18 protein-coding genes are annotated in these 21065 nt (G+C 53.4%); 4 read left to right on the top strand and 14 right to left on the bottom strand.

Features of this window, described 5'->3' with window-relative positions:
* Positions 1–20 precede the first annotated feature (20 nt).
* Positions 21–857 carry a class I SAM-dependent methyltransferase gene (locus ACYUBO_RS08080; protein ID WP_460373441.1) on the top strand — a complete coding sequence of 279 codons (837 nt, stop codon included), beginning with the start codon at positions 21–23 and terminating at the stop codon, positions 855–857.
* A gap of 18 nt (positions 858–875) precedes the next feature.
* Here the strand turns inward: ACYUBO_RS08080 and ACYUBO_RS08075 are convergent, their stop codons facing one another.
* The gene (locus ACYUBO_RS08075) at positions 876–2174 is read right to left on the bottom strand and encodes an ATP-binding protein (protein WP_300328901.1); all 1299 of its coding nucleotides are present in this window, start codon (positions 2172–2174) and stop codon (positions 876–878) included.
* A 236-nt stretch (positions 2175–2410) separates the two neighbouring features.
* Between ACYUBO_RS08075 and ACYUBO_RS08070 the strand changes: the two genes are divergently transcribed.
* Complete coding sequence (locus tag ACYUBO_RS08070) at positions 2411–2641, top strand: DUF7557 family protein (protein WP_300328897.1); 231 nt, start codon at positions 2411–2413, stop codon at positions 2639–2641.
* Positions 2638–2910: a type II toxin-antitoxin system RelE family toxin gene (locus ACYUBO_RS08065; RefSeq protein ID WP_460373439.1), complete on the top strand. Its 273-nt coding sequence runs from the start codon at positions 2638–2640 to the stop codon at positions 2908–2910. The genes ACYUBO_RS08070 and ACYUBO_RS08065 overlap by 4 nt, the downstream gene beginning before the upstream one ends.
* Positions 2911–2931: 21 nt before the next feature.
* Here ACYUBO_RS08065 and ACYUBO_RS08060 read toward each other — a convergent pair whose 3' ends face one another.
* Positions 2932–3528, bottom strand: a complete 597-nt coding sequence (locus ACYUBO_RS08060; protein ID WP_460373437.1) for an acyltransferase — start codon at positions 3526–3528, stop codon at positions 2932–2934.
* A gap of 156 nt (positions 3529–3684) precedes the next feature.
* Between ACYUBO_RS08060 and ACYUBO_RS08055 the strand changes: the two genes are divergently transcribed.
* Positions 3685–4962, top strand: a complete 1278-nt coding sequence (locus ACYUBO_RS08055; RefSeq protein WP_460373435.1) for an ATP-binding protein — start codon at positions 3685–3687, stop codon at positions 4960–4962.
* A 220-nt stretch (positions 4963–5182) separates the two neighbouring features.
* On the opposite strand, the gene katG is transcribed toward ACYUBO_RS08055, so the two are convergent.
* From katG to ACYUBO_RS07995, 12 genes are all read right to left on the bottom strand, one after another.
* Positions 5183–7378, bottom strand: coding sequence for a catalase/peroxidase HPI (gene katG, locus ACYUBO_RS08050; RefSeq protein WP_460373433.1), 2196 nt, complete (start codon positions 7376–7378; stop codon positions 5183–5185).
* A gap of 337 nt (positions 7379–7715) precedes the next feature.
* Entirely contained in the window at positions 7716–8495 is a 780-nt protein-coding gene (locus ACYUBO_RS08045; protein ID WP_460373432.1) for a 4Fe-4S binding protein, read from the bottom strand.
* Between the two features lie 109 nt (positions 8496–8604).
* Positions 8605–9384 (bottom strand): ATP-binding protein, encoded by a 780-nt coding sequence (locus ACYUBO_RS08040; RefSeq protein WP_300328877.1) that lies wholly within the window; start codon positions 9382–9384, stop codon positions 8605–8607.
* A gap of 59 nt (positions 9385–9443) precedes the next feature.
* On the bottom strand, positions 9444–11345 hold the full coding sequence (locus tag ACYUBO_RS08035) for an ASKHA domain-containing protein (RefSeq protein WP_460373431.1): 1902 nt from the start codon (positions 11343–11345) through the stop codon (positions 9444–9446).
* Positions 11342–12778: an acetyl-CoA decarbonylase/synthase complex subunit gamma gene (gene acsC / locus ACYUBO_RS08030; RefSeq protein ID WP_460373430.1), complete on the bottom strand. Its 1437-nt coding sequence runs from the start codon at positions 12776–12778 to the stop codon at positions 11342–11344. Before acsC ends, ACYUBO_RS08035 begins: the two co-directional genes overlap by 4 nt.
* A 13-nt stretch (positions 12779–12791) precedes the next feature.
* The gene (cdhD, locus tag ACYUBO_RS08025) at positions 12792–14003 is read right to left on the bottom strand and encodes a CO dehydrogenase/acetyl-CoA synthase subunit delta (RefSeq protein ID WP_460373429.1); all 1212 of its coding nucleotides are present in this window, start codon (positions 14001–14003) and stop codon (positions 12792–12794) included.
* A complete protein-coding gene (gene cdhC / locus ACYUBO_RS08020) occupies positions 14000–15376 on the bottom strand; it encodes a CO dehydrogenase/CO-methylating acetyl-CoA synthase complex subunit beta (RefSeq protein WP_460373428.1) in 1377 nt (458 codons plus the stop codon). Before cdhC ends, cdhD begins: the two co-directional genes overlap by 4 nt.
* A gap of 3 nt (positions 15377–15379) precedes the next feature.
* The gene (gene cdhB / locus ACYUBO_RS08015) at positions 15380–15916 is read right to left on the bottom strand and encodes a CO dehydrogenase/acetyl-CoA synthase complex subunit epsilon (RefSeq protein WP_300327958.1); all 537 of its coding nucleotides are present in this window, start codon (positions 15914–15916) and stop codon (positions 15380–15382) included.
* The gene (cdhA, locus tag ACYUBO_RS08010; RefSeq protein WP_460373427.1) at positions 15913–18261 is read right to left on the bottom strand and encodes a CO dehydrogenase/acetyl-CoA synthase complex subunit alpha; all 2349 of its coding nucleotides are present in this window, start codon (positions 18259–18261) and stop codon (positions 15913–15915) included. The genes cdhB and cdhA overlap by 4 nt, the downstream gene beginning before the upstream one ends.
* 229 nt (positions 18262–18490) lie before the next feature.
* Positions 18491–19369, bottom strand: a complete 879-nt coding sequence (locus ACYUBO_RS08005; RefSeq protein WP_460373426.1) for an MBL fold metallo-hydrolase — start codon at positions 19367–19369, stop codon at positions 18491–18493.
* Between the two features lie 134 nt (positions 19370–19503).
* Positions 19504–19935 (bottom strand): pyridoxamine 5'-phosphate oxidase family protein, encoded by a 432-nt coding sequence (locus ACYUBO_RS08000; protein WP_300327967.1) that lies wholly within the window; start codon positions 19933–19935, stop codon positions 19504–19506.
* Positions 19936–19998: 63 nt separating this feature from the next.
* The gene (locus tag ACYUBO_RS07995; protein ID WP_460373425.1) at positions 19999–21024 is read right to left on the bottom strand and encodes a Fic family protein; all 1026 of its coding nucleotides are present in this window, start codon (positions 21022–21024) and stop codon (positions 19999–20001) included.
* Positions 21025–21065 lie beyond the last annotated feature (41 nt).

Below are 21065 nucleotides of genomic sequence, written 5' to 3'. Positions count from 1 at the left end.
CTCAGGATGAAGGAATCAGTATGGATACGATCATCAACTGGAGTGAACTCTGGAAGGCAATTCATGTCAGCTCACGTCTCCGTACCGATAAGGATCGTGATCCGGGGAAGATCTGGAACAAGAAAGCTGGCGCATATAACCGTATTACAAAGGATGAGAAGGAGTCGACGAAACAGGAGATTTCGATGCTCGATCTTTTACCGAACGACACCGTCCTCGATATGGGGGCGGGAACCGGGCGGTTGGCTGTCCCGATTGCAGGCAGGGTGGCCCATGTCACCGCACTGGATGCGTCTGCCGGGATGCTTTCACATCTTGAGCAGCGGATGGCAGCAGAAGGGAGGATGAACTATTATGTTGTGGTGAAGCGGTGGGAGGATGTTGTGATCGGTAGCGACATCCCCGTGCATGATGTGGTGATCGCTGCCTTCTCGCTCGGCTTCTATGATGTCGGGGCGGCCCTTCGGAAGCTGGACTCCGCTGCCCGCCGCTCTGTCCATCTCTTCTGGCATATGGGGCCCTGGAGGGAGCCTGAGGAGATGGCGCTCTATACCGCAGTCCACGGGGAGGAGGGAACCCGGCAGGTTGGATACCCGGATGCCCTCTTCCTGGTGAACATCCTGCACGGGCTTGGCATCTATGCGGATATCAGGATCTACCGTGCCCTCTGGGAGACGGTGTATGAGTCTCCCAAAGAGGCGGCAGAGCAGTGGATCACGATGCATGCACCGGATTTTGAGGACATCGATCTTGTGACCCGGCACTTCAGGGAGCGGCTGGAGAAGGATAGTGAGGGGAAGTACCATGAACGATCTGTCAGGACGACGGCGATGGTCTCGTGGAATAAGGGTGAGTGAGTAGAGGGGAGATCTTCCTCAATCGCTGATACAGTGGACTGCATACAGAGGGACTGATCGTATCTCATTATCCAGTCCAAAATTTTTTGAGGATATCCTGATGGCATATTCAGGATGATAGTATTCGGTAAATTGGGTGAGACTTTTTGACCGGACATTTCCTGAGGATTTCACTTCAATTGGGATGATATTTCCGGATCTGCCCTGAATGACAAAATCTACCTCCGCATTTCCTTTTGATTCCCAGTAATATGGGGTATAACCGGCTACACGGAGTGCGAAACAGACATAGTTTTCTGTCAGGACTCCCTTAATACTGTCCATCTGTGAACTTTTTTGCAGAATCAGATGTGCAGGTAGCCCGAAGTGAGCACACAGGAGACCGGTATCGGTCATGTAGATCTTAAAAAAATATGGATCGTGATGAACCGTTAAGGGCAGGACAGCTTCATTGACCTTATTGCAGATTATAATGATCCCTGATTCTTTCAGCCAGTTGAGTGCTGAATCATAGGTATTTGCCCGTGCCCCCGATTTGATGATACGGTATTGGAATTTTTTATTGGGTTTTGCAAGCTGTGTGGGAATACTCTGAAATACCTCCATTATTCGAGCTGTCTCTTCGGGAGCAGCGTATTTTGCCATATCTGCGATATAAGCATTACTGATATTTTTCTGGACGGAATGAAGGTAGTCCATATCCTCACGCTCCTTGTATTCAAGAACCGCACCCGGCATCCCCCCAACCACAAGGTAGAGCCGGAAGAGATCAAGAGCTGTTTCATGCAGCGACATTCTGGTATTGGAATTGTATGACTCCCTGATCAGATCCGCAAGTTCCGTTCGTCCATTCGCCCATAAGAACTCTTCAAAATCCAGAGGATAGAGGGAAAGCATCTCGACTTTTCCGACAGGAAATGAGTATTGCTCCCGGTTCAGGGCAACTCCAAGGAGGCTTCCGGCTGCGATAATGTGGTAGTCAGCCTGATCTTCGCAGAAATATTTCAGGGATGTCAGTGCCCGTTCGCATACCTGGATTTCATCAAAGAAGATGAGCGTATCAGAAGGAAGAATTGTTTGTGCATATAATGCAGAGAGTTCCTTTACAATTCTCTCCGGATTTAAATCACGGGCAAAGATGTTTGCTGCCTCTGTATTTGCCTCGAAATTTACATAGATTGTATTTGCATAGTGTGTTTTCCCAAAATCAAGAACCGAGTATGTCTTTCCCACCTGCCGGGCGCCATACAGGAGAAGAGGTTTACGATTGTGGTCATCTTTCCACTGCCTGAGCCTGGCAGATATCTTTCGCTCCATGCTGTCATCTCTTCACTTCCAACATAATAAAAGTGTTGCCAGAGTACACTTTTTGGATCGAAAAAGTGTCATGGGAGTACACTTTTTCAAAGATATGGCATAGTGTACTCCCTAAAATGTGGGCGGGAGACCCCTCTCATTCAAGCTGATCGGTGGGATCTGGTTCTGGAAAAGTCTGGGCGATTAGTTTTGATATAAGTGAAAGATATATGATGGTATGATGAGGATGGATATATATGAGCGTTTCAATCCCTGTTTCACCGGAGATAAAAACCCGGCTGGATAAGATAAAGAGGCCAGGGGAGTCGTATGAGGAGGTTATTGAACAATTACTCGATGATCATGATGACCTGGATACTTCTCTCTGCTCAGGATGGGCAAAAAGGGCAAAAGAAGCCATCTCTGAATACCGAAGGGGTGAATCTCTGACTGAAGACGAGATTATAAAGAAATATGCCCTTAAATGACCTTTGAAATCCATTATTCTAAAGCAGCAGACAGAGATCTCTCAAAGTTGCCCATTGAGGTTATTAAAAAGATTGTCTTTGCCATTGGTGATATCAGGGAAGATCCTTTTGCCCATATTCAAAAGATGAAAGGAGCAAAGAACCCTCCACAATATAAGTTCAGGGTTGGCGAATACCGGGTGATCCTGCTCCTTGATCAATCAGAAAAAGTGCTTCTTGTTGATGGAATAGGGCATAGAAGCACAATCTATCAACGGTACGGAAAGTAACAAGTTTCCTTATATTCTCTTCTATCCCCTCTTCATCTCTTCCGGCAGCAACTTGATCCGGGCCGGAGATCCGACTGCCATCATCCCTGCCGGTACATCATGCGTAACAACCGATCCCGCTGCAACGGCCGCCCCCCGTCCAATGGAGACGCCGGGGAGTATGATGGCGGCCGCCCCGATTGCTGCATAGTCCTCGATCACCGGCCCCTCAAGCCGGGGCTTGCCGGATGGCGGGTAGCGGTCATTTGTGAGGGTGACATGCGGACCGATGAAGACATGATCCCCGATAGTTGTGTGGGTTGGGATGAATGCCATGCTCTGGATGCTCACGTGGGATCCGATTGAACAGTTCCCCTCGATGATGGTGCCGGTGCCAACCGAGGTTTCATTCCCGATTGTTGTCTTCTCGCGGATCAGGACATTGTGGCCGGTGTTGCAGCGATCCCCGAGGGTGACGTCGGCATAGAGGATGGTGCCGGATCTGAGTGTCACGCCTGTGCCGATCACGGTGCCGGGGTGATCAACTTTCCCGATATAGTCGCGGGAGGGAAAGCCGATGGTGACCGGCTCAAAGACGGTGAGGGATTTACCGATGGTATTGATGCCGTATTCGATCATCTGAAAAAGAGATGGGTGGGGATTGGAGAAAAAGGGAGGGGTCAGGGTCTATATCCGCTCCTCCTGAAGTGGGATCTTTCTCATTACTGTGAGGTTGACAAAAAGTATATATTGCTAATATACAAAATAGATGTAAAATCAATATTGGTAATATGCATGTTAACCGATCGCACCCTTGAAGAGATCATCCTCGATCAACAGGAGGTATTCATAGCAAAGGATCCCGGTGTGAACCGTTCCATCGAGTACGACAGGTATATGCGGCACGATCAGATCGTTATCATCTCAGGGGTGAGGCGGTGTGGAAAATCGACACTCCTGCGTCAGTTTGCCACTCACTATGACTCCTATTATTACATGAATTTTGATGATGAGCGGCTAATCGATTTTAGCGCCGCGGATTTCTCCCGGCTCATGATCATCTTTCAGAAGATTGCAAAAGATACCCGGACTATCTTTATCGATGAGATCCAGAATATCCCGGGATGGGAGCGTTTTATCCGTCGCATCCATGATGAGGGGTACAAGATCTATCTGACAGGATCAAATGCCCGCCTCCTCTCTTCAGAACTTGGGACACACCTTACCGGCAGATACGCAAAGATTGAACTCTATCCTTTCTCATTCCCTGAGCTTCTTACATTCCATGGGATAGACGCCGGTTCACTGACCTCGAAGACGAAAGCCGATATCCTGAGAACCTTTGATCGCTATCTTGAAGAGGGCGGCTTTCCCGAATTTTTGAAATTCGGTGATCCGGAGTACCTGAAACGGACATATGATGATATCATCTACCGCGATATTGTCTCCCGGTTTGGTATACGGGAGGTAAAGGCATTCCAGCAGCTTGTTCAGTATGTCTTTTCAAATGCGGGAAAGGAGACCAGTTACAATTCACTCGCAAAAGCAGTTGAGATCAAGAGTCCGATGTCAGTTAGGGCATACATCGGTTATCTGGAAGAAGCATATCTTGTCTTTGAACTCTACAGATACGATGCTTCCCTGAAACGGCAGTATGCAGGGCAGAAGAAGCTGTACGTGATAGATAACGGGATGAGAAATGCCATTGCATTCCGTTTTTCACAGGATACCGGCCGCTTGTTAGAGAATCTGGTATTCATCGAGCTGAGAAGGAGAGGTGCGGAGATATTCTTCTTCAAAGAATCTGGTGAATGCGATTTTATCCTCCGTGAGAGAGATCACACAACAGATGTGCTCCAGATCTCATATGAACTGAATGCGATTGATCGTGACCGTGAGATCGCAGGGCTCTCCCAGGCTATGGCGGCTCATGCTCTCTCAGAGGGCACGATTCTCACCTATAACCAGGAGGAGGAGATTCTCACTCCCGATGGGATGAAGGTTCATGTCATGCCGGTCTGGCAGTGGCTGATAGAAGGATCGGGGGATAGAACGGGCAATCGCAGCCTGTAATGATGCTTTCATCCACGGTGTCGTTGCATAATGCAGATGGTCCGGACTATCCTGTTTTTTAATCCTGCAATGATTCATAAAAAAGGAAAGGGATTAATCATTTCTGCCAGATATCTGTTGTCAAATATCCAATCCACATTTTATCGGCGATTTTCTCCAGTTCCTCTATGATCCATCCTCCTCAGAAGTTTTCCACTATCTCAATGCTTCTGACCCTCAATCAGGTGAGATCAAACCGATCCAGATCCATCACTTTTGCCCATGCCGCCACAAAGTCATGGACAAACTTCTCTTTTCCATCTTCACTTGCATACACCTCGGCCAGTGCCCGGAGCTGGGCATTTGATCCGAAGATGAGATCGACACGGGTGCCGGTCCACCTGAGGTCGCCTGTTTTGCGATCGCGTCCTTCAAAGATGTCTGCATCCTTTGAGACTGGTTTCCACCCGGTCCTCATGTCAAGCAGATTGACAAAGAAGTCGTTTGTGAGCGTCTCTGGTTTGTTGGTGAAGACACCGTATTTGGTCTCTCCGTAGTTGGTGTTCAGCACACGCATACCACCAACAAGCACCGTCATCTCAGGCGCAGTCAGGGTCAGCAGTTGCGCCTTGTCAACGAGCAGCTCCTCAGCCGATACAGAATAGCGGGTCTTCTGGTAGTTCCGGAAACCATCTGCCTTCGGCTCAAGAACGCCAAATGACTCCACATCGGTCTGCTCCTGTGAGGCATCAGTTCGTCCCGGCGAGAAGGGGACTGTCACGGTATGTCCGGCATTCTTCACCGCTTTTTCGACACCGGCACATCCGGCAAGGACGATCAGATCTGCAAGTGATACCTTCTTCCCGTCTTTCTGTGCACTGTTGAATGCAGCCTGTATATCCGTTAACGTCTTCAGAACCTTTGCCAGACGGGCGGGCTGGTTGACTTCCCAGTCTTTCTGCGGCGAAAGGCGGATGCGTGCACCATTGGCACCGCCCCGCTTGTCAGAGCCGCGGAAGGTGGATGCCGATGCCCATGCGGTTGCAACCAGCTCTGAAACCGAAAGGCCGGAAGCGAGGATCTTCTCCCTGAGTGAGGCGATATCATTTGCATCGATCAGTTTATGATCGACGGCGGGGATCGGGTCCTGCCAGATCAGATCTTCCTTTGGTACCTCGGGGCCGAGATAGCGTGAGCGGGGCCCCATGTCCCTGTGTGTCAGCTTGAACCATGCACGGGAGAATGCCTCGGTGAGCTGATCGGGATTCTCATAGAAACGGCGTGATATCTTCTCATAGATGGGATCAAACCTGAGGGAGAGGTCTGTCGTCAGCATGGAGGGGGCATTCCGCTTCGATGGATCGTGGGCATCCGGCACTGTGCCGGCGCCTCCGTCGCCCTTTGGCTTCCACTGGTGAGCACCGGCAGGGCTCTTTGTCAGCTCCCATTCGTGAGTGAAGAGAATCCGCAGGAAGTTGTTGCTCCACTTCGTCGGCGTGTTCGTCCAGGTAACCTCAAGACCGCTTGAGATGGTGTCGCCACCCTTCCCGGTGCCAAAGCTGCTCTTCCAGCCAAGACCCTGCTCCTCGATAGGGGCAGCTTCCGGCTCGGGGCCGACATGGGTTGCAGGACCGGCACCGTGGCATTTTCCGAAGCTGTGTCCTCCGGCAATGAGGGCGACGGTCTCTTCGTCATTCATCCCCATGCGGGCGAAGGTCTCGCGGATATCCTTTGCAGCAGCAACCGGATCCGGGTTGCCGTTAGGGCCTTCCGGGTTGACGTAAATTAATCCCATCTGGACAGCTGCAAGCGGGTTTTCAAGGTTCCGTTCACCGGAATAGCGTTTGTCACCAAGCCATTCTTCTTCTGATCCCCAGTAGACTTCTTCTTCGGGCTCCCATACGTCTTTGCGGCCGCCACCGAAGCCGAATGTCTCAAAACCCATTGACTCAAGAGCAACATTTCCGGCAAGGATCATAAGATCGGCCCATGAGATCTTTCTGCCGTACTTCTGTTTTATCGGCCAGAGGAGCCGGCGTGCCTTGTCGAGATTGACGTTGTCAGGCCAGCTGCTGAGGGGCGGAAACCGCTGCTGAGCTGAACCGGCGCCGCCCCGGCCATCTCCACTGCGGTAGGTGCCGGCGCTGTGCCATGCCATGCGGATCATGAAGGGTCCGTAATGGCCAAAGTCCGCTGGCCACCACTCTTCTGAAGCCGTCATCAGTGACTTCAGATCTGCTTTGACGGCCTTCAGGTCGAGTGTTTTGAACTCTTCGGCATAGTTGAACTCTTCTCCCATCGGGTTTGCGAGGGGGGAGTGCTGGTGAAGCAGCTTCAGGTTCAGCTGGTTTGGCCACCAGTCCTGGATCGTTCTTCCTTTCCCACTCATCATTGGATTTCCTTCGCCCATTGCCGGGCCCTTGTTTTTGTCGGTCATACTGTCATCTCCTGAATACCTATTGGGTGGATATCTTTCAGAAAACGGCCTTTTTACCTATCTGTCCATTTGGATTGTTCACTTTGCGTTCGTCCGTTCTCAGTCTGTAACATTAAACTCTCATGTCATTAACCTAACGGTGCGGCTCATAAAATGGCAGAAGATGCAATAAAATCGAGAATATGTGCTTTTAAGGTTATTTAGAGATTTTTTTAGTGTCTTGTCATTTGCGAAGAGAACAAATCCCTATGTTCAGATCATCTATGGCCTAAATTCATAAATTCTTATTGTAAATGCCCTCTAATACGATAAATGCAGTTAATTGGGATTTTCTCTTTTATTCCTGCGTCCAATTCCTGCCCCCAAACACCGGGCATTCCGTCACACACCTGCTGCACCGAATCGTCGCCGTCTTCGCAATCCAGGGGGCGATTGGTGCTATGCACCTGAGGAGGAGCTGCCTGCCGATCAGCCATTTTGCTATCGGGACAAACGGCCCCGGAACCCACGGGCTGATGGTCCTGCAGCGGAAGACCTCGACACCATCAGGGCCGATGGCACCAGCCGGGCAGGCTTTGATGCATTTCCCGCACCCAATACAGATATCCGGGTTCTGGTTCGCGTGATCTCCAGCGTTCTCCTGTTTCTGCACGCTATTGGTCTTGATAAGATTAGATTCTCCGGTGACAACACCGGAGAGAATCAGCCGGGGCCCATGCTCCCTGTTCAGGAGCAGGGTGCTCTTCCCCGGTGCTCCAAGGCCGGCGGCAGCTGCAACCTGCTTCAGCCGCACCACGCCCCGCACCCGGCCATCCTCGATCCTGATCGGGAGATAGAGGGGGATATGCCGGGCCGGGATGCCCTTGCCATCGAGCATGCTCTCAAGCCGGATCGCGGCGTCATTCAGCCCTTCTGCAATTCCAAGCATGATCTTCGTCTGATCTCTTGCATTTAGGGAATATGCTTCAGCCGGAACTGCCTCTCCGAAGACGATCACTGATTCGCCGAAAGGAAAGAACTCCTTCACATATCCCCTATCCCTCTCTGAGAGGGCAGGGAGAGATGCCTCGCCGTACATCTCTATCGATTCGTCCCGGAAAAAAGCATGCAGATCCATCTATTATGCCTCAAACGTGATCGGTCTTCATTTACCGCTCGAAGGAGAGTCCGGAAGGCATTCTGTTTCTTTCCTCCCTTTTCCCCCCCTTTGCCTAACCATTTTTTCTTCAGTACCCGGCTTTCCCAAGGATCTCCTTTACCGAGAGATAGCCTGGTGTATCATCAGGGAGATCCAGAAGCGATCTGCCGGAGAGGACATACTCCTGCACCAGTGGGTCCTGTGTCACCTTCCCGAGATACTCATGCGGGAGGGTTGTCTTTGCCCGTTCCTCCTCTGATTCCGGGAAGAGATATCCTCCCACAATGAAGAACCGGTTCATCCCGATCTTCACCTCCCTGATGATCCGGTGTGCCCGTTTCACATGCTCAAATGACTTGTGCGAGGGTCCCATGATGTCGAAGATATCGTCAACCTGGCTTGCCACCTTCCGGTTCAGATGCTCAAGCCCTGCCGGTGAGTCGATCAGCACATACCGGTAGTTCTTCGTAATAGTTGCGAGTGCTCCTTTCAGTGCCGAGTCAGGAAGGCAGTAGCAGCCCTCCACCCACTTCGTCCCGACTGCGATGAGATCGAATGAACCGCCTTCATACAGGCCATCCTCCCAGATCCTGCTCTCAATCCGCTCAGTGGGTGCAACCCCTGTCGTGGTGCCGCCCCGCTTTATAAAAGTCTCTGAGATGAGATCTGCAATCGTCTTCACGCCTTCCTTATCGAGATCGATCCCCACCATCTCGGCGAGGTTCTGGTCAGGATCGAGATCCACAAGGAGGATCGGTGTCTGAGCCTTTGCGATGAAGTGCTTTGCCGCAAGTGCCGTAAAACTCGTCTTTCCTGTTCCTCCCCGTCCCATCGTCACAAGTGTCTTCATGTCTAAATCACCATCCATTTCCATTTTACCTCATCATATGCCTTCCCAAACGTAACTATTCAGCACCTCTGAAAGCTTCAGTGGGAAAATCCCTTCTCCTCACCATCCGCTTCTCCATCAGGTTCCCGTCCTGATGCCGGATCCACTCTGCCTGGAAAATACTCCTCCTTCCCCGGAATATAGAGGGCAGCGGTATACTCCTCGATAAAGTCAACATCAACGAGGAGATCGATATAGACCATGGTACCGGCAATCTTCTCCGCTTCCCTCCGCTTGGTTTTCGATACCAGTGCCGCATATGCACCTTTCAGTGAGGTGTTTCCAACCGGGTGCACCTCTGCATTGGGAAAGTATGGGATAATCCCAAATGCAACGGTATTGTGAATATCCACAAAAGCCCCAAACGCTCCCGCGAGGAAGATATGCCTGATATCTGTCACTTTCATCCGGTATTTCTTCAGGAGCACGCCGATCCCTCCGCAGAGGGCGGCTTTAGAGTCCATGAAGTAGTCCATATCCGCTTGGGTGATGACGATATCCCTGCCTGTTTGGGAATCCTCTGCTCTCACAACCACGTATTCAGGGCCATTGTGCCCCTCCCGGACGAGCGGATGGTCGGTGAGGATGCCCTTGAAGTCAATGATGCCTGCTCCAAACATCCCGGTGACACAATCGATCAGCCCTGAACCGCATATACCGCGTGGCTTCCCACCCCCGATCACCATGCAGTGTGCCTCGCCAGTCTCCGGCTCGATCGCCACCTTCTCGATTGCACCGTGCATCGCCCGCATCCCGGAGCTGACGCCTGCCCCCTCGAATGCGGGGCCCGATGCACAGGAGATCGAGGCGATCCAGTCCTTATTGCCCATCACGATCTCTCCGTTCGTGCCGAGATCGATGAAGAGGGAGATATCCGATCCGCAGTGCAGCCCAGAGGAGAGCACCCCTGATACCGCATCGCCGCCGACAAAGCGGCTCACGTTCGGGAGGCAGAAGCAATAGGCTTCGGGATGGATCGATATCCCAAGCGATGCTGCCTTCCTGATAAACGGCTTCCGGGGAACATCGGCATCTGCCAGCTCCAGGTATCCCGGATCGGTTCCGGTAAGGAGGTGGTTCATCACGGTATTGCTTGAAACAGCAATCTCCACCAGATCGAGCGGGTCCACACCGGCAGTCTCCGCAACACGCCGGATAGCGACATTGATACTCCCGGCTGCTGCCTGCTGGAGGATCCGGAGCCCGTCACCCTTCATGGCAAAGGCGATCCGGGTGATCACCTCTTCCCCATAGGTGATCTGCTTGTTCATGGTGGTCTCTTCAGCAATGACAAGCCCGGAATCCAGATCTACCAGTGCACAGGCGATCGTTGTTGTCCCAAGATCGAGGGCGATGCCGAGGGGCGGGCCGGCCTTCTCCTTTGGTATGGCATCGATCACCTCGGGATAGCCGTTTGTTTCGGTCAGAACGGCCACGAGCCCGGAATCTGACTCCTGCATCTTCCGGTATACTGAATCGCTGATGGCAGGCCTTTTCCCTGAATACTCTTTCAGGCGGATTGATGTACCTGCGTGGGGAAGAGTTGGGTTGGATCTGATCTCAAGCGGATACAGCCTGATCGCTGGATCCATCCCGCCGCAGTCGCATTCACCGGAGAGCCCGCAGAGGATCTGCGGCCGCTCGATCCGGCTCTCGATTGGGATCGTCACCTCCATGTCTCCGGTGACGAAGATCTCACAGGCGAGGCGGTAACCCCGTTCCCGCTCTGCCGTTGTCAGATGGTTCTTCTGGGTGAGCCTCTTCTCTCTATAATCCCCGGATTCGATGATCACCCTGCACTTCCCGCACTCGCCCTTGCCCCCGCAGATGCTCTCGATCTGCACGTGTGCATTCCTGAGTGCGGCGAGGAGGTTCGTCCCCGGCGAAACGGAGACGACCGTATTCAGGGGGTGGAAGATAACCCTGCACTCCTCTTTCATTCGTCGTCCTTCGGCGGCCAGTATTCCTCGATAAACCGTTTCAGGCCGGATGAGTCCTTCGGGCCGACAAGCACCCGCCAGCCGCTCACCTCTTCAGTCTCGCCGGAGAGGCGTGCTGCGAGGCCGGGGATGATCAGGGTGTGGTGATCGACGATCTTCTCAGCCTCGTAGATCTTCAGTGCCTCTGCCATCACGTCCGAGGTGAGGTACCTCCCGGCAACCGCACTCTCGACACTGATCCCGCTCGTATCAACGACAATCAAGTGGCAGTCGAGATGGGCGGACTTGATGTCAGCCTCCACCGTAAAGAAGGTGAGAGCGTAGTTCGTCGTGATCAGGAGGGGAGAGTTTCTGTCCGGGTTCCCAAATGATCTGACGCCCGCATCGACCGATACCGGTTTCCGTGGGTCTGTGTAGATATTGAACCGCCAGATCAGCTGGGGAAGAACGTTCCATGCCTCCATGCTGTGCATGATGATGAGATCCGCATACCGGGAGATGAGCATCGCAGCCATGTACGTCTCCTTCCACTGCACCGCCTCCTTTGCGAGCTCTTCCCCCGCCCAGGCGGCAATCGGGGTGCCGAGGAGCGGGAATCCTGCAAGTTCGTCACGGGCGATGCATGCTGCCCTCCTGAGCTGGGTGAATGTGTAGATGGTCCCGGCAAACCCAACATCTGGGAATGTGCCGGGATCAAGGACAAGATCAGTAATGCCGCATGCTGTCAGGGTCTTGACAAGGCTCCTGAGAAGGGCGATATCGCCTGGTGCAGATGCAACAAGGGGAGCATCATACCGGAGGGCGAGGTCGGCCATCGCCTGCCAGTTCTCCTCAGTTGCTGCATAGATGAGTGGGCGGCAATCACCCGCCTCTGTAAGCCCCGCCTCCATCACCGCCGGATCGAGGGAGCAGAGAATTAAAGGATATGTGGTGGCAGCTACCGCCGTCTTCACCGTCTCCCTGAATACTTCAGGATCGCCGGAGATGGATCGGATTGCGATCCCGTCCAGCCGGAGATCCCGCCCGATGTACTGGTAGGTGAACCCCTCGATTGCTTCGATTCGCTTCAGGATATCTTCCTTCTGCATGCTGTCATCGATATCGATGATGACCGGGGTCGGGTTGTGGTAGGTGAAGTCATGCCGGTAGAGGACATGTTTTCCCCCGATGAGGATCGCATGCTCGCCGGTTCCGATTGTTACCCCCTTCACGGGGGGGGCGAGGAGCTCGCCCAGATCGTGCAGGAGGGCGGCATATTTATCAGTTGAAAGTGGCGGGCAGTCCGGGATGGTATACTCGCCATTGACCAGTTTTGTTGCGAATGCCATGCAGTTTGCCTCGCCGCATTCGCCGCAGTTCGTCTTTGGCAGGAGCTTGTAGACATCGATCGGGCTGATCTCCTTGATGCTCTTCTTCGCGTTCTTCGTGGCCATATCTTCCTCCCTCCTAGCACCTCGTCCTCACCCAGTCGGGTGCCTGCGGAACTGTGATCTCCTGCTGCATCATCCATGTTCTGACATCCTGCATCGTCCGGACGGCTGAGGGGTGCATCATCATGAAGATATCCACTCCCGCAAGGAGGAGGGTGAGGGAATTGACTGTCTCCCATATCGGCCCCCGGATCTCCTTCGGGCTGTATTCGGGCTCCATCGTCATCCATGCCTCCCGAGCCGCCCAGGCATTGGTGGATGCTGAGATCGTCGGGTGCTGGAGTTCGGTATCCCCCATCAGGGCGGCATGGCGTGCACGTTCATGGATGGTGAAGGAGTACTCAAGCCCATACCCGAGTGCAACGGTTGTCAGATCCATCACGATCTCTTCAGGAGGCAGGTACTCATAGAGCCGCCTGTTCAGTTCTTTCGCACTGTTCAATTCGAGGCCGGTGAAGGCAAGGAGCAGATGGCCGTTATCATGTGCGGCTTTTGCCACCCCTTCAAGGGTCTTTGCCTCGGCCATATCGAGGGTGACGGAGTTTAAGAGCAGCTGCTCGCCAGCGGCTCGTTCGGCAACCTCGGTGAAGACGGCGGCATCCTTCTTGGGATCGCCGCATCCGCCTATAATAAGCGGAACATCGACTGCCTGGAGCACCTCTTCAACGATGTTTGCCGCCTGCTGTGGCGATCGATCCTGGATGAGGGGATCAGTGCTCATCAGGTGAACCGTTACACAATCAGCGCCAAAGGTGTTCACATTCATCCTCGCCCATTCCGCCGGATCATCCATCACATCCAGAACAGCGGCCTTCAGGGTTTTCGGCAATGCGACAGCCATGTCAAAGACATCCATTGAGATCGCAGTCCGGTTCTTTGGGGGAAGAGCGGGATTTGAGAATGCGGGTGTAGTCGATCCGCCGATAGTGATGGTGCTCCCCCTGCTGCCCCCGTCTTTCTTCGTTGCACCGAGGGTCACCTCACGTATCGAGCCGGGATAGCTCTCTACTGCCGGGCTGAACCCCTCCCGGAACAGCTCTGTCGGCCTCCCCGGCTCTTCCGGCAGGACGATTCCGGGTACACCGCCGATACCAACCGGTATAAAGAGCTCAAGATCACCTATCTCCATCTTGAAGTTCTCAAACTCGACCTGCTCCACCCCCGAGAGGAGCGAGAGCAGCCGTTCTCCGAGCACGGAATCTGCATGAATCTGGTTCTTCTTCGTCATTGCTTCTCCCCCCGTCCGGGTTTTTTAGGCTGCACAGGCTGGATGATCACCTTGTCCGCATAGATCCGGGCATTCTTGAGGAGAATCCTGAACCCTCCGGTGGTGATCGGGAGTTCGCCTGCGGTGATCACCGCCGTCTCTTCTCCCTCTTCGCCAACCTCAACCCATCGACTGACAACCGGGTGGCTCTTCCCGGTCAGGAAGGCTTTCAGCTCATCAATGCTGGTGGCATCTTTCTCGGTTGCGATCGCACCGAAGACAGATTCGGGAATATACTCCTTCAACCGCTCCTTGATCTCTTCCGGTATCCAGACGACCGCCTCATATCCGCCATCTGCCTGGAGGAACTTCTGTGATCGCATGTACTCGATCGAGATCCCGTGGAACCCGTCGATCTGGCGGCCACCAGCTGTTGAGTCTGCCATTGTAGAGAAGGGAAGACCGTTTACGGCGAGATCACGGAAACCACGGTGGACGATTCCGTATCCTTCCACTTCAGGAATATAGAAGGCGATCGCCTCGAAGCAGCCGCAGGAAGTATGGGGATAGCCGAAGCCCGAGTAGAGCTGGATCCGGTCCACTTCACCCATTGATCGCTTCTGGGCACTCTCATTCACCCCGGTGTACTCGCCTGCCTCCGGGTCGAGACACTCTCCTTTCTCAATCGGGAAGATCGGCCCCTTCGGATCGATCCTGGCAGCAGCCCGCCCGTCGAACCAGCTGATCGCCCCGCAGTTTGCATACCGTTGTGGGGTGACGACACAGACATGGGTCGGTGCAAAGGACTGGCAGAGTGCACATCCATAGAAGACATCTACATCCTCGTCAGAGAGGCCGCGTGCCCGTGCATCCCGTGCCTCATAAATGGCCATTGCTTCGGTGTACAGAGGCCCTATCTTTTCGGGATCGGTGATGAAACTGATCTGGATCTCCTGTATGATCGGCAGCTCGTTCCTGAAGAGCTCCTGCATCGCCATTCCGATGAACCGGAATGAATTGAGCCCTTTCTTAAAGGATTTTTTAGAGAGGCGGATCCAGATATCGTACCGCTGGTTGAGATGCATGAAGCCTTCGATATAGTTCGAGTACTCATGGATACGCCGCTCGATCACCCCTTCCAGGTTCTCCTCAAGTTCAGTCCCTGCGATCTCGATTAAGATCCCAAACGGATGGCTCTTCCCCTCTTCGAGGTCGGGGATATCCGGGCCGATGATATGGATGGCCCCGGATTCGATCTCCTCTGCAGGTTTCAGCCTGACGAGCTCGAACTTCTCTGCGACCTTCGGGCCGCCGAGTTCAAACTGCATGTCGCTCTTTCTGATCCGCTCTCCCTCATGGACAAGCCCGACATCAACAGGAATATCTTCGAACATCGCTTAGTCCTCCCTTTTCCCGAGGATTGCTTCAAGGTTCATGATCCAGCTTTTAATCGAGATGTTCGAGAATGACCACCTGGCATTTGGCTGGTAGACATTGTCAAGGCTGATCGTCTTCAGGTTCGGGGCGAAATTCTTCAGCCCTGAGAGGATCGTCCATCCCATCTGATAGGGGAGGCCGACGAAGAGCGCAAGGTCATGCGGCCCTTTCCCGTCCACGCCCTGCCATTTTGGATCAGTGAGCCGGTTTCCGATATCGACAGCGGGCATCACCGCATCCGGGGTGAAACCCCGTTTCAGGAACTCGTTGTTTGTATTGCCGGTTGCGACTACCTGAATTTTGCATCGTTTTGCCATTGCAATGACATAATCGATCAGTTTCTTCTCTTCAAGATCGATCTCGGCGGCAATGCTCCCGACGACGAATACCGGCCGTTTTGCCTGCCTGATCATCGCATCCGCAATCTCCGGCTTTGTGATCAGGGAGGCTTTCTTCGGGCCGGCCACCTCGGCGGTCAGCCAGGCTTCCTGGCTCATGGGGCGGCCTCCTTCTTTGGAATGAGAGTGGGATCGGGGATCACCGTCTCCTTCCAGTCCTTCTCTTTGAGGATGGCGACGATATCCTCCTTCATGGTGATCGGGATATCCGCTTCCATCCTGACGAACCGATGGATGTCTGTCGGCATCGATCCGAGGAGCCTGCGGTGGAGATCGATATAATGTGTCAGCTTCAGCGCCCGTCCGCGTGAGGTATCATTTGGCCGCATCGAGAGCTTGGCGATCATCACCATCGCCTCCTCCTTCGTCTCAACGGCGATGAAGAGGTGTTCTGGAACCGGTCCCACATACACCTTCTCGCCGGTCCGTGTATCATCGACATACCAGTCTTCATCATGGTCAGATCGTCCGAGGAGCATCCTCCGGTACTTCGTGCCATGAGGCCCGACGATCACAGGTATCCCGAGCCGCCAGAAACCTGCTGCAATCGATGCGGCTTTCTGTGACATCGCACCCCAGGCAACCCCGACGGCACCGACCCGGTTATAGACGTAATCTGCGATCTCCGCATAGTTGCCGCGGAGGTTCCTGCGGGCGAAGATGCTCGCAATCTTGACGGCTGCACCTGAGATATGGGCATTCGAGACACAGGAGCCGACATTCACAATTGCCCCTGCTTCGAAATTACCTGAATATACCTCATAGGGTGATTTTCCATCTTCATCCCGGTGCATGCCGATCGTCATGGCGGCACAGCCGGAGGTGCAGACGATGAAACGCCGGTTTGCAAATTCTATCGCCATCTCGGCAAGCTCATTACCGCCTTTTGGATAGTTCGCACACCCGACGAATGCGACGATCCCCGGGATCTCGCCGAGGACGATCGGTCCGCCGACCTGCCGGATCTCGATATCCTGGATCGCACCCCGACCTGCCCGGAGCTTGAAGGACTCATTTCTGAGCGTATCTTCCCCTGCCGCTACAATTAACGAGTGGATCGGGATCCCCTGGGGGCATGCCGATTCACACCTGATACACCCGACACATGATTCATATATCTCCTGAAGCATCTCGGGCTCCTCCCGCGAAAAGGCCTTTATCGCATCGGGGATATGCATGTCATTTGGGCAGGCACGGCGGCATTCCCTGCACTGGGTGCATTCCTTTGCCATCTCCATCGCTTCGTCATGTGAGAGGAATATGCCCTTCTTTTCCTTCTTCCGCTTCGGAGCTATCTGCATCGCAGTCCTGACGGCAACAACCCCGACTTTTTCAGGGTTGAGGATTAAGGCGCCCTCGATCGTTCCGCTCACAAGGTCCCCGATGATCTCTTCAGGGGGGTCTCCCGTTCTGTCAGTGAGTCCGAGGCAGTTCTTCTCGCTTGTTGCGATCACCGGGATCTTCAGGGCATGTGCCTCATCCAGCACATCAGTCCTGATACATTGCTCGTCAACGACGATGATATCGGGAATGCCACTCCTGATATACCTGATCTGCCAGGATATCGGGCCAATGATCTTTGCCTTCGGAGAGTACCGGGTCATATCAATCCCGGTGCAGCAGATCCCGGTCACCTCGATATCGCCGGTCAGCTCGTTATCCTGCATATAGTCCATGATCTCAACAGATGGGGGAACATTATGGCCGATGACCAGAATTACCGGCTTTTTGGTGTCAACCGAACCAAACCCTATATCGACAAGGGGTGCATTCGGATCGGCTTTGGGGAGATCATATGCGGAGATCTGGGCAATATCCGCAACCTCCATTGAGAGATGGTCGATCATGCCGGTGTGCATGACTTTTGATTCCAGGTCGAAGGGGTTGCCCTCCTGCCCGGTATGGGTGCATGCGAGGAGCGAGGTGATCTGCTGCTCCGAGTAATCGAGCACCGTCTCCAGATCGCCAAGCGTCTCCGGCATCATGCCGCAGACGAGGCGGGTGATCGGCGCTTCAACCTTGATATTCAGGCCGCCCGGATCGAGGCGGGTATCTGCACCAAACTCCTCGATCAGGTGGGTGACCAGCTCACGGGCATGGCTTGTATGGGTTGCTGCTCCGATACAGGCGGCAAGAAGGACGATTCTGGACTGCTGTCCCGGCATCGTGATGCCGCACGCACCCTTCTTGTCTCCGGTCAGGTCGCATTTGCCGTAGGTACAGAGGCAGCAGAGATCACAGAATGGGAGGTAAAATGGCTTGTATCGGTTCAGGAGGGTCAGATCCCAGTTCCTGAGGGTGGACATCGACGGAAACGGTGTCGGTCCCTGCGGTTCATCCCAGGTCTCCTGTGCGAGCCTGCCAACAGAAAACCTGAGATCTTTGATATTCCCTATCTCGGTCTCGATCTCCTTAATACTGATATTGATCTCTTTTGTGCCCATTGCTACCACCATCTGTTTCTATTGAACAGGGTTCATCCACCACAATTCTGGTACATGTTGTGTGAACCCTCTATATCAGTGATTCAATCCTTTATGGGGCTAAAATAGTTTCTATCGGAGTCATTGGTTGGAGCAGGGGAGAGTGCATACATATACCGGGAGAACAGCTGCCCGGAATATGAGGTGAAAAGGGTCGGAATCGTAGTATCCGGTCACCTCAGTATCCGGATCAGTCAAGGAGGTTTGGGATCTCCTGCAGCTCCAGGTGCCCGGCGATCGTCCGGGCGATCAGGGGACCGGGAACCTGTCCCTGGAGGCTGAGGGTTGCGATGGTGCGATCGGCGATTGCTGCCGGATCGGTCGCTCCCTCAGCAACAGATGAAAGCACTGTCGCATGCACCCTCTGGATGGCAGCAAGCCCGATATCCATTCTGAGATAGGCATCCGATCCCTCGGCAGGAAGATCCCATGAAGAAAAGAGGATATTCACTCCTTCGAGTTCGCGGAGACGTTTGATGGATGTAACTGAGGCTTTTGGTTCGTCATAGATTGGGAATCCGCCCTGCACAGGTATGGAATCGCCTGAGAAGAGGATGCCGGTATCCTCCATGAAGAGCGAGATTGATCCCGGCGAGTGGCCCGGCGTATGGATCACCGTCAGTTCCGTCATGGCGTCTCCGGATGTATCCGGGGTGATTCTGTCCCCATCTTCAAGTTCCCGGTCAATGGTGATGGGTCCGCTGATCAGCGACTCGAAGCCGGGCACCTGCCGCTCCCTGTTCTGGAGATCAAGATCCTCTATCCAGGCACGATCCGCTGGATGTGCCGCGATTGTGCAGCCTGTTGCCCGCTGTATTGCCCATGCCCCTCCGATATGGTCCGGGTGGGCATGGGTCAGAATGATCCGCCCGATCTCTTGAGGGTCGCGGCCGGCTGCCCGGATCGCCTCAAAGATCTCGGTTCCGCATCCGGCAACGCCTGAGTCGATCAGGGTGATCGTCTCCCCAAAGATCAGATAACAGTAGACGAACCGATCAAGTGTCACGCCGGGGGCGATCGGGATCGTAAAATTCAGCTTCAGTGCCTGGACAGAGGGTGCGATTGCCATAAGATCTCCTATGAAGGGTATAGGAAAGAAGGAGGTATAAAAAGTACTGGTAAAAAGGACTGTAAATACTGGTGTGGCAGCCCCCCCCTCTTCCACGTTGTCTGCTGAAATCCTATCTGCCCGGAACTATGAGCTCAGAAGGTTACCCGTGGAGCCTCTGCTTCCCGCATATTGTATTCCATCGTCCAGAAATACGCCTCGCCATGGGCGATCCTGAAGACGACAAGTTTTGGATCCGTTGCGCCGGTGACCCCGATATCAAGCAGCCAGGGGCGGTCGCTGAGCAGCTTTTTCCTGAGGGTGATATCGCTCACCGGCTCCATTAAACCTGCCACCCGCATCATCTTTCCGGCACCGTCACCGGGAGCAAAGAAGCAGAGTTCGACTTTGGAGTTCTTCGTGAGCTGTTTCCAGACATTCTTCCCAATACCGGTATGGTAGTAGAATCCTGTCTCATCGGCAAACCACATGGCAAATGCCCGGACCCGTGGCTGGTCGCCGTCCATGGTGGCGATATAGGTCACCGGGTTCTCATTTGCAAATTTCACGCATTCTGAAAAGTCCATTCTGGTTCCTCATAACTCCATTCGGGAAGGAGAAGGATAAATATTGCGGGGGGAGTTGGGGTGTCAGGTTCTCTTTAGTTTTCTGAACGCTTTTATAACGCCTGCGTATGGCTCCCTTTTCTGGTAGCCTTCCTGGGATTGCTGTTGCTTCATCCCCTCGCTAATTGACCCGTGTTGATTGCAGTAGATTGCATGCAGTGTCTGGACAATTGCCCTGCTGTTGCCTTCATCTGCCTCTGCGAGTGCATCCAGGTACGCAGAACGGTGTTCAGGCCCAAGGTAGAGTGTCGGATATCCGGCCCGTTCAAGGATGACGTTTGCCAGTGCCCTGCCCACCCGTCCGTTCCCATCAACGAAGGGGTGAATCATCTCAAACTGTGCATGGAAGAGTATGGCGAGTTCAAATGGTGCGATTGTTTTCCGGTTCTTCCTGTACCATGCGATGAGCCTCTTCATCTCATCAGGAACAAGTATCGCCGGAGGCGGTTCAAATGCAGCCTTCTCAATTCCTACCTGGATATTGCGGTACTCGCCGGGGCTGTGGAGGATACCCTTGAGGAGCAGCTCAGGGATTTTTTTAATAAGCATCTCCGTGATGTCGCCGGAATAGTCCTCAAGGTACCTTCTGAGTGCGATGAAGTTAAGGATCTCATATATCTCCTCCATCTTCTTTCCGGCGGGTGAGATGTCATGTTCCAGCAGCTCCTCTGCCTGCCTGAGGGTGATTGTGTTGCCTTCAATTGCAGTTGTGCCCTGAACGTACCGGATATACATTGCATCACGGTAACGCCTGCTCTCATCCGGATAGTGCTCTCTGAAGCGTTCGTAGTAATAACGGATGGTCTCAAGCGCTGTTGCCCCGGTGGTGTCGAGGATGGTGTATTGGTAGTGGTTGAGCCGGTAGTCGAGGTATGTAGTTAACCTCAGATCCTCCAGTTCTGATATTTTTGATATAACTTCCTCAATGGTTGTTTTTTCCCATCTTCCTACATATTTCTGTAGAGAAATGGATTTAGCGTTAACTTTTACTCTATCCTGTAAATAGAGGTATTTATTCCCCTTTATTGACTTTATTGAGAGTGGAGGCATCTCTTTTTTGTAGAATGTTTTTGAGGGAGAAAAAGGTATTG

Source organism: Methanocalculus sp. MC3, from assembly GCF_054767395.1.
This window is presented reverse-complemented; position numbering and strand designations above follow the sequence as displayed.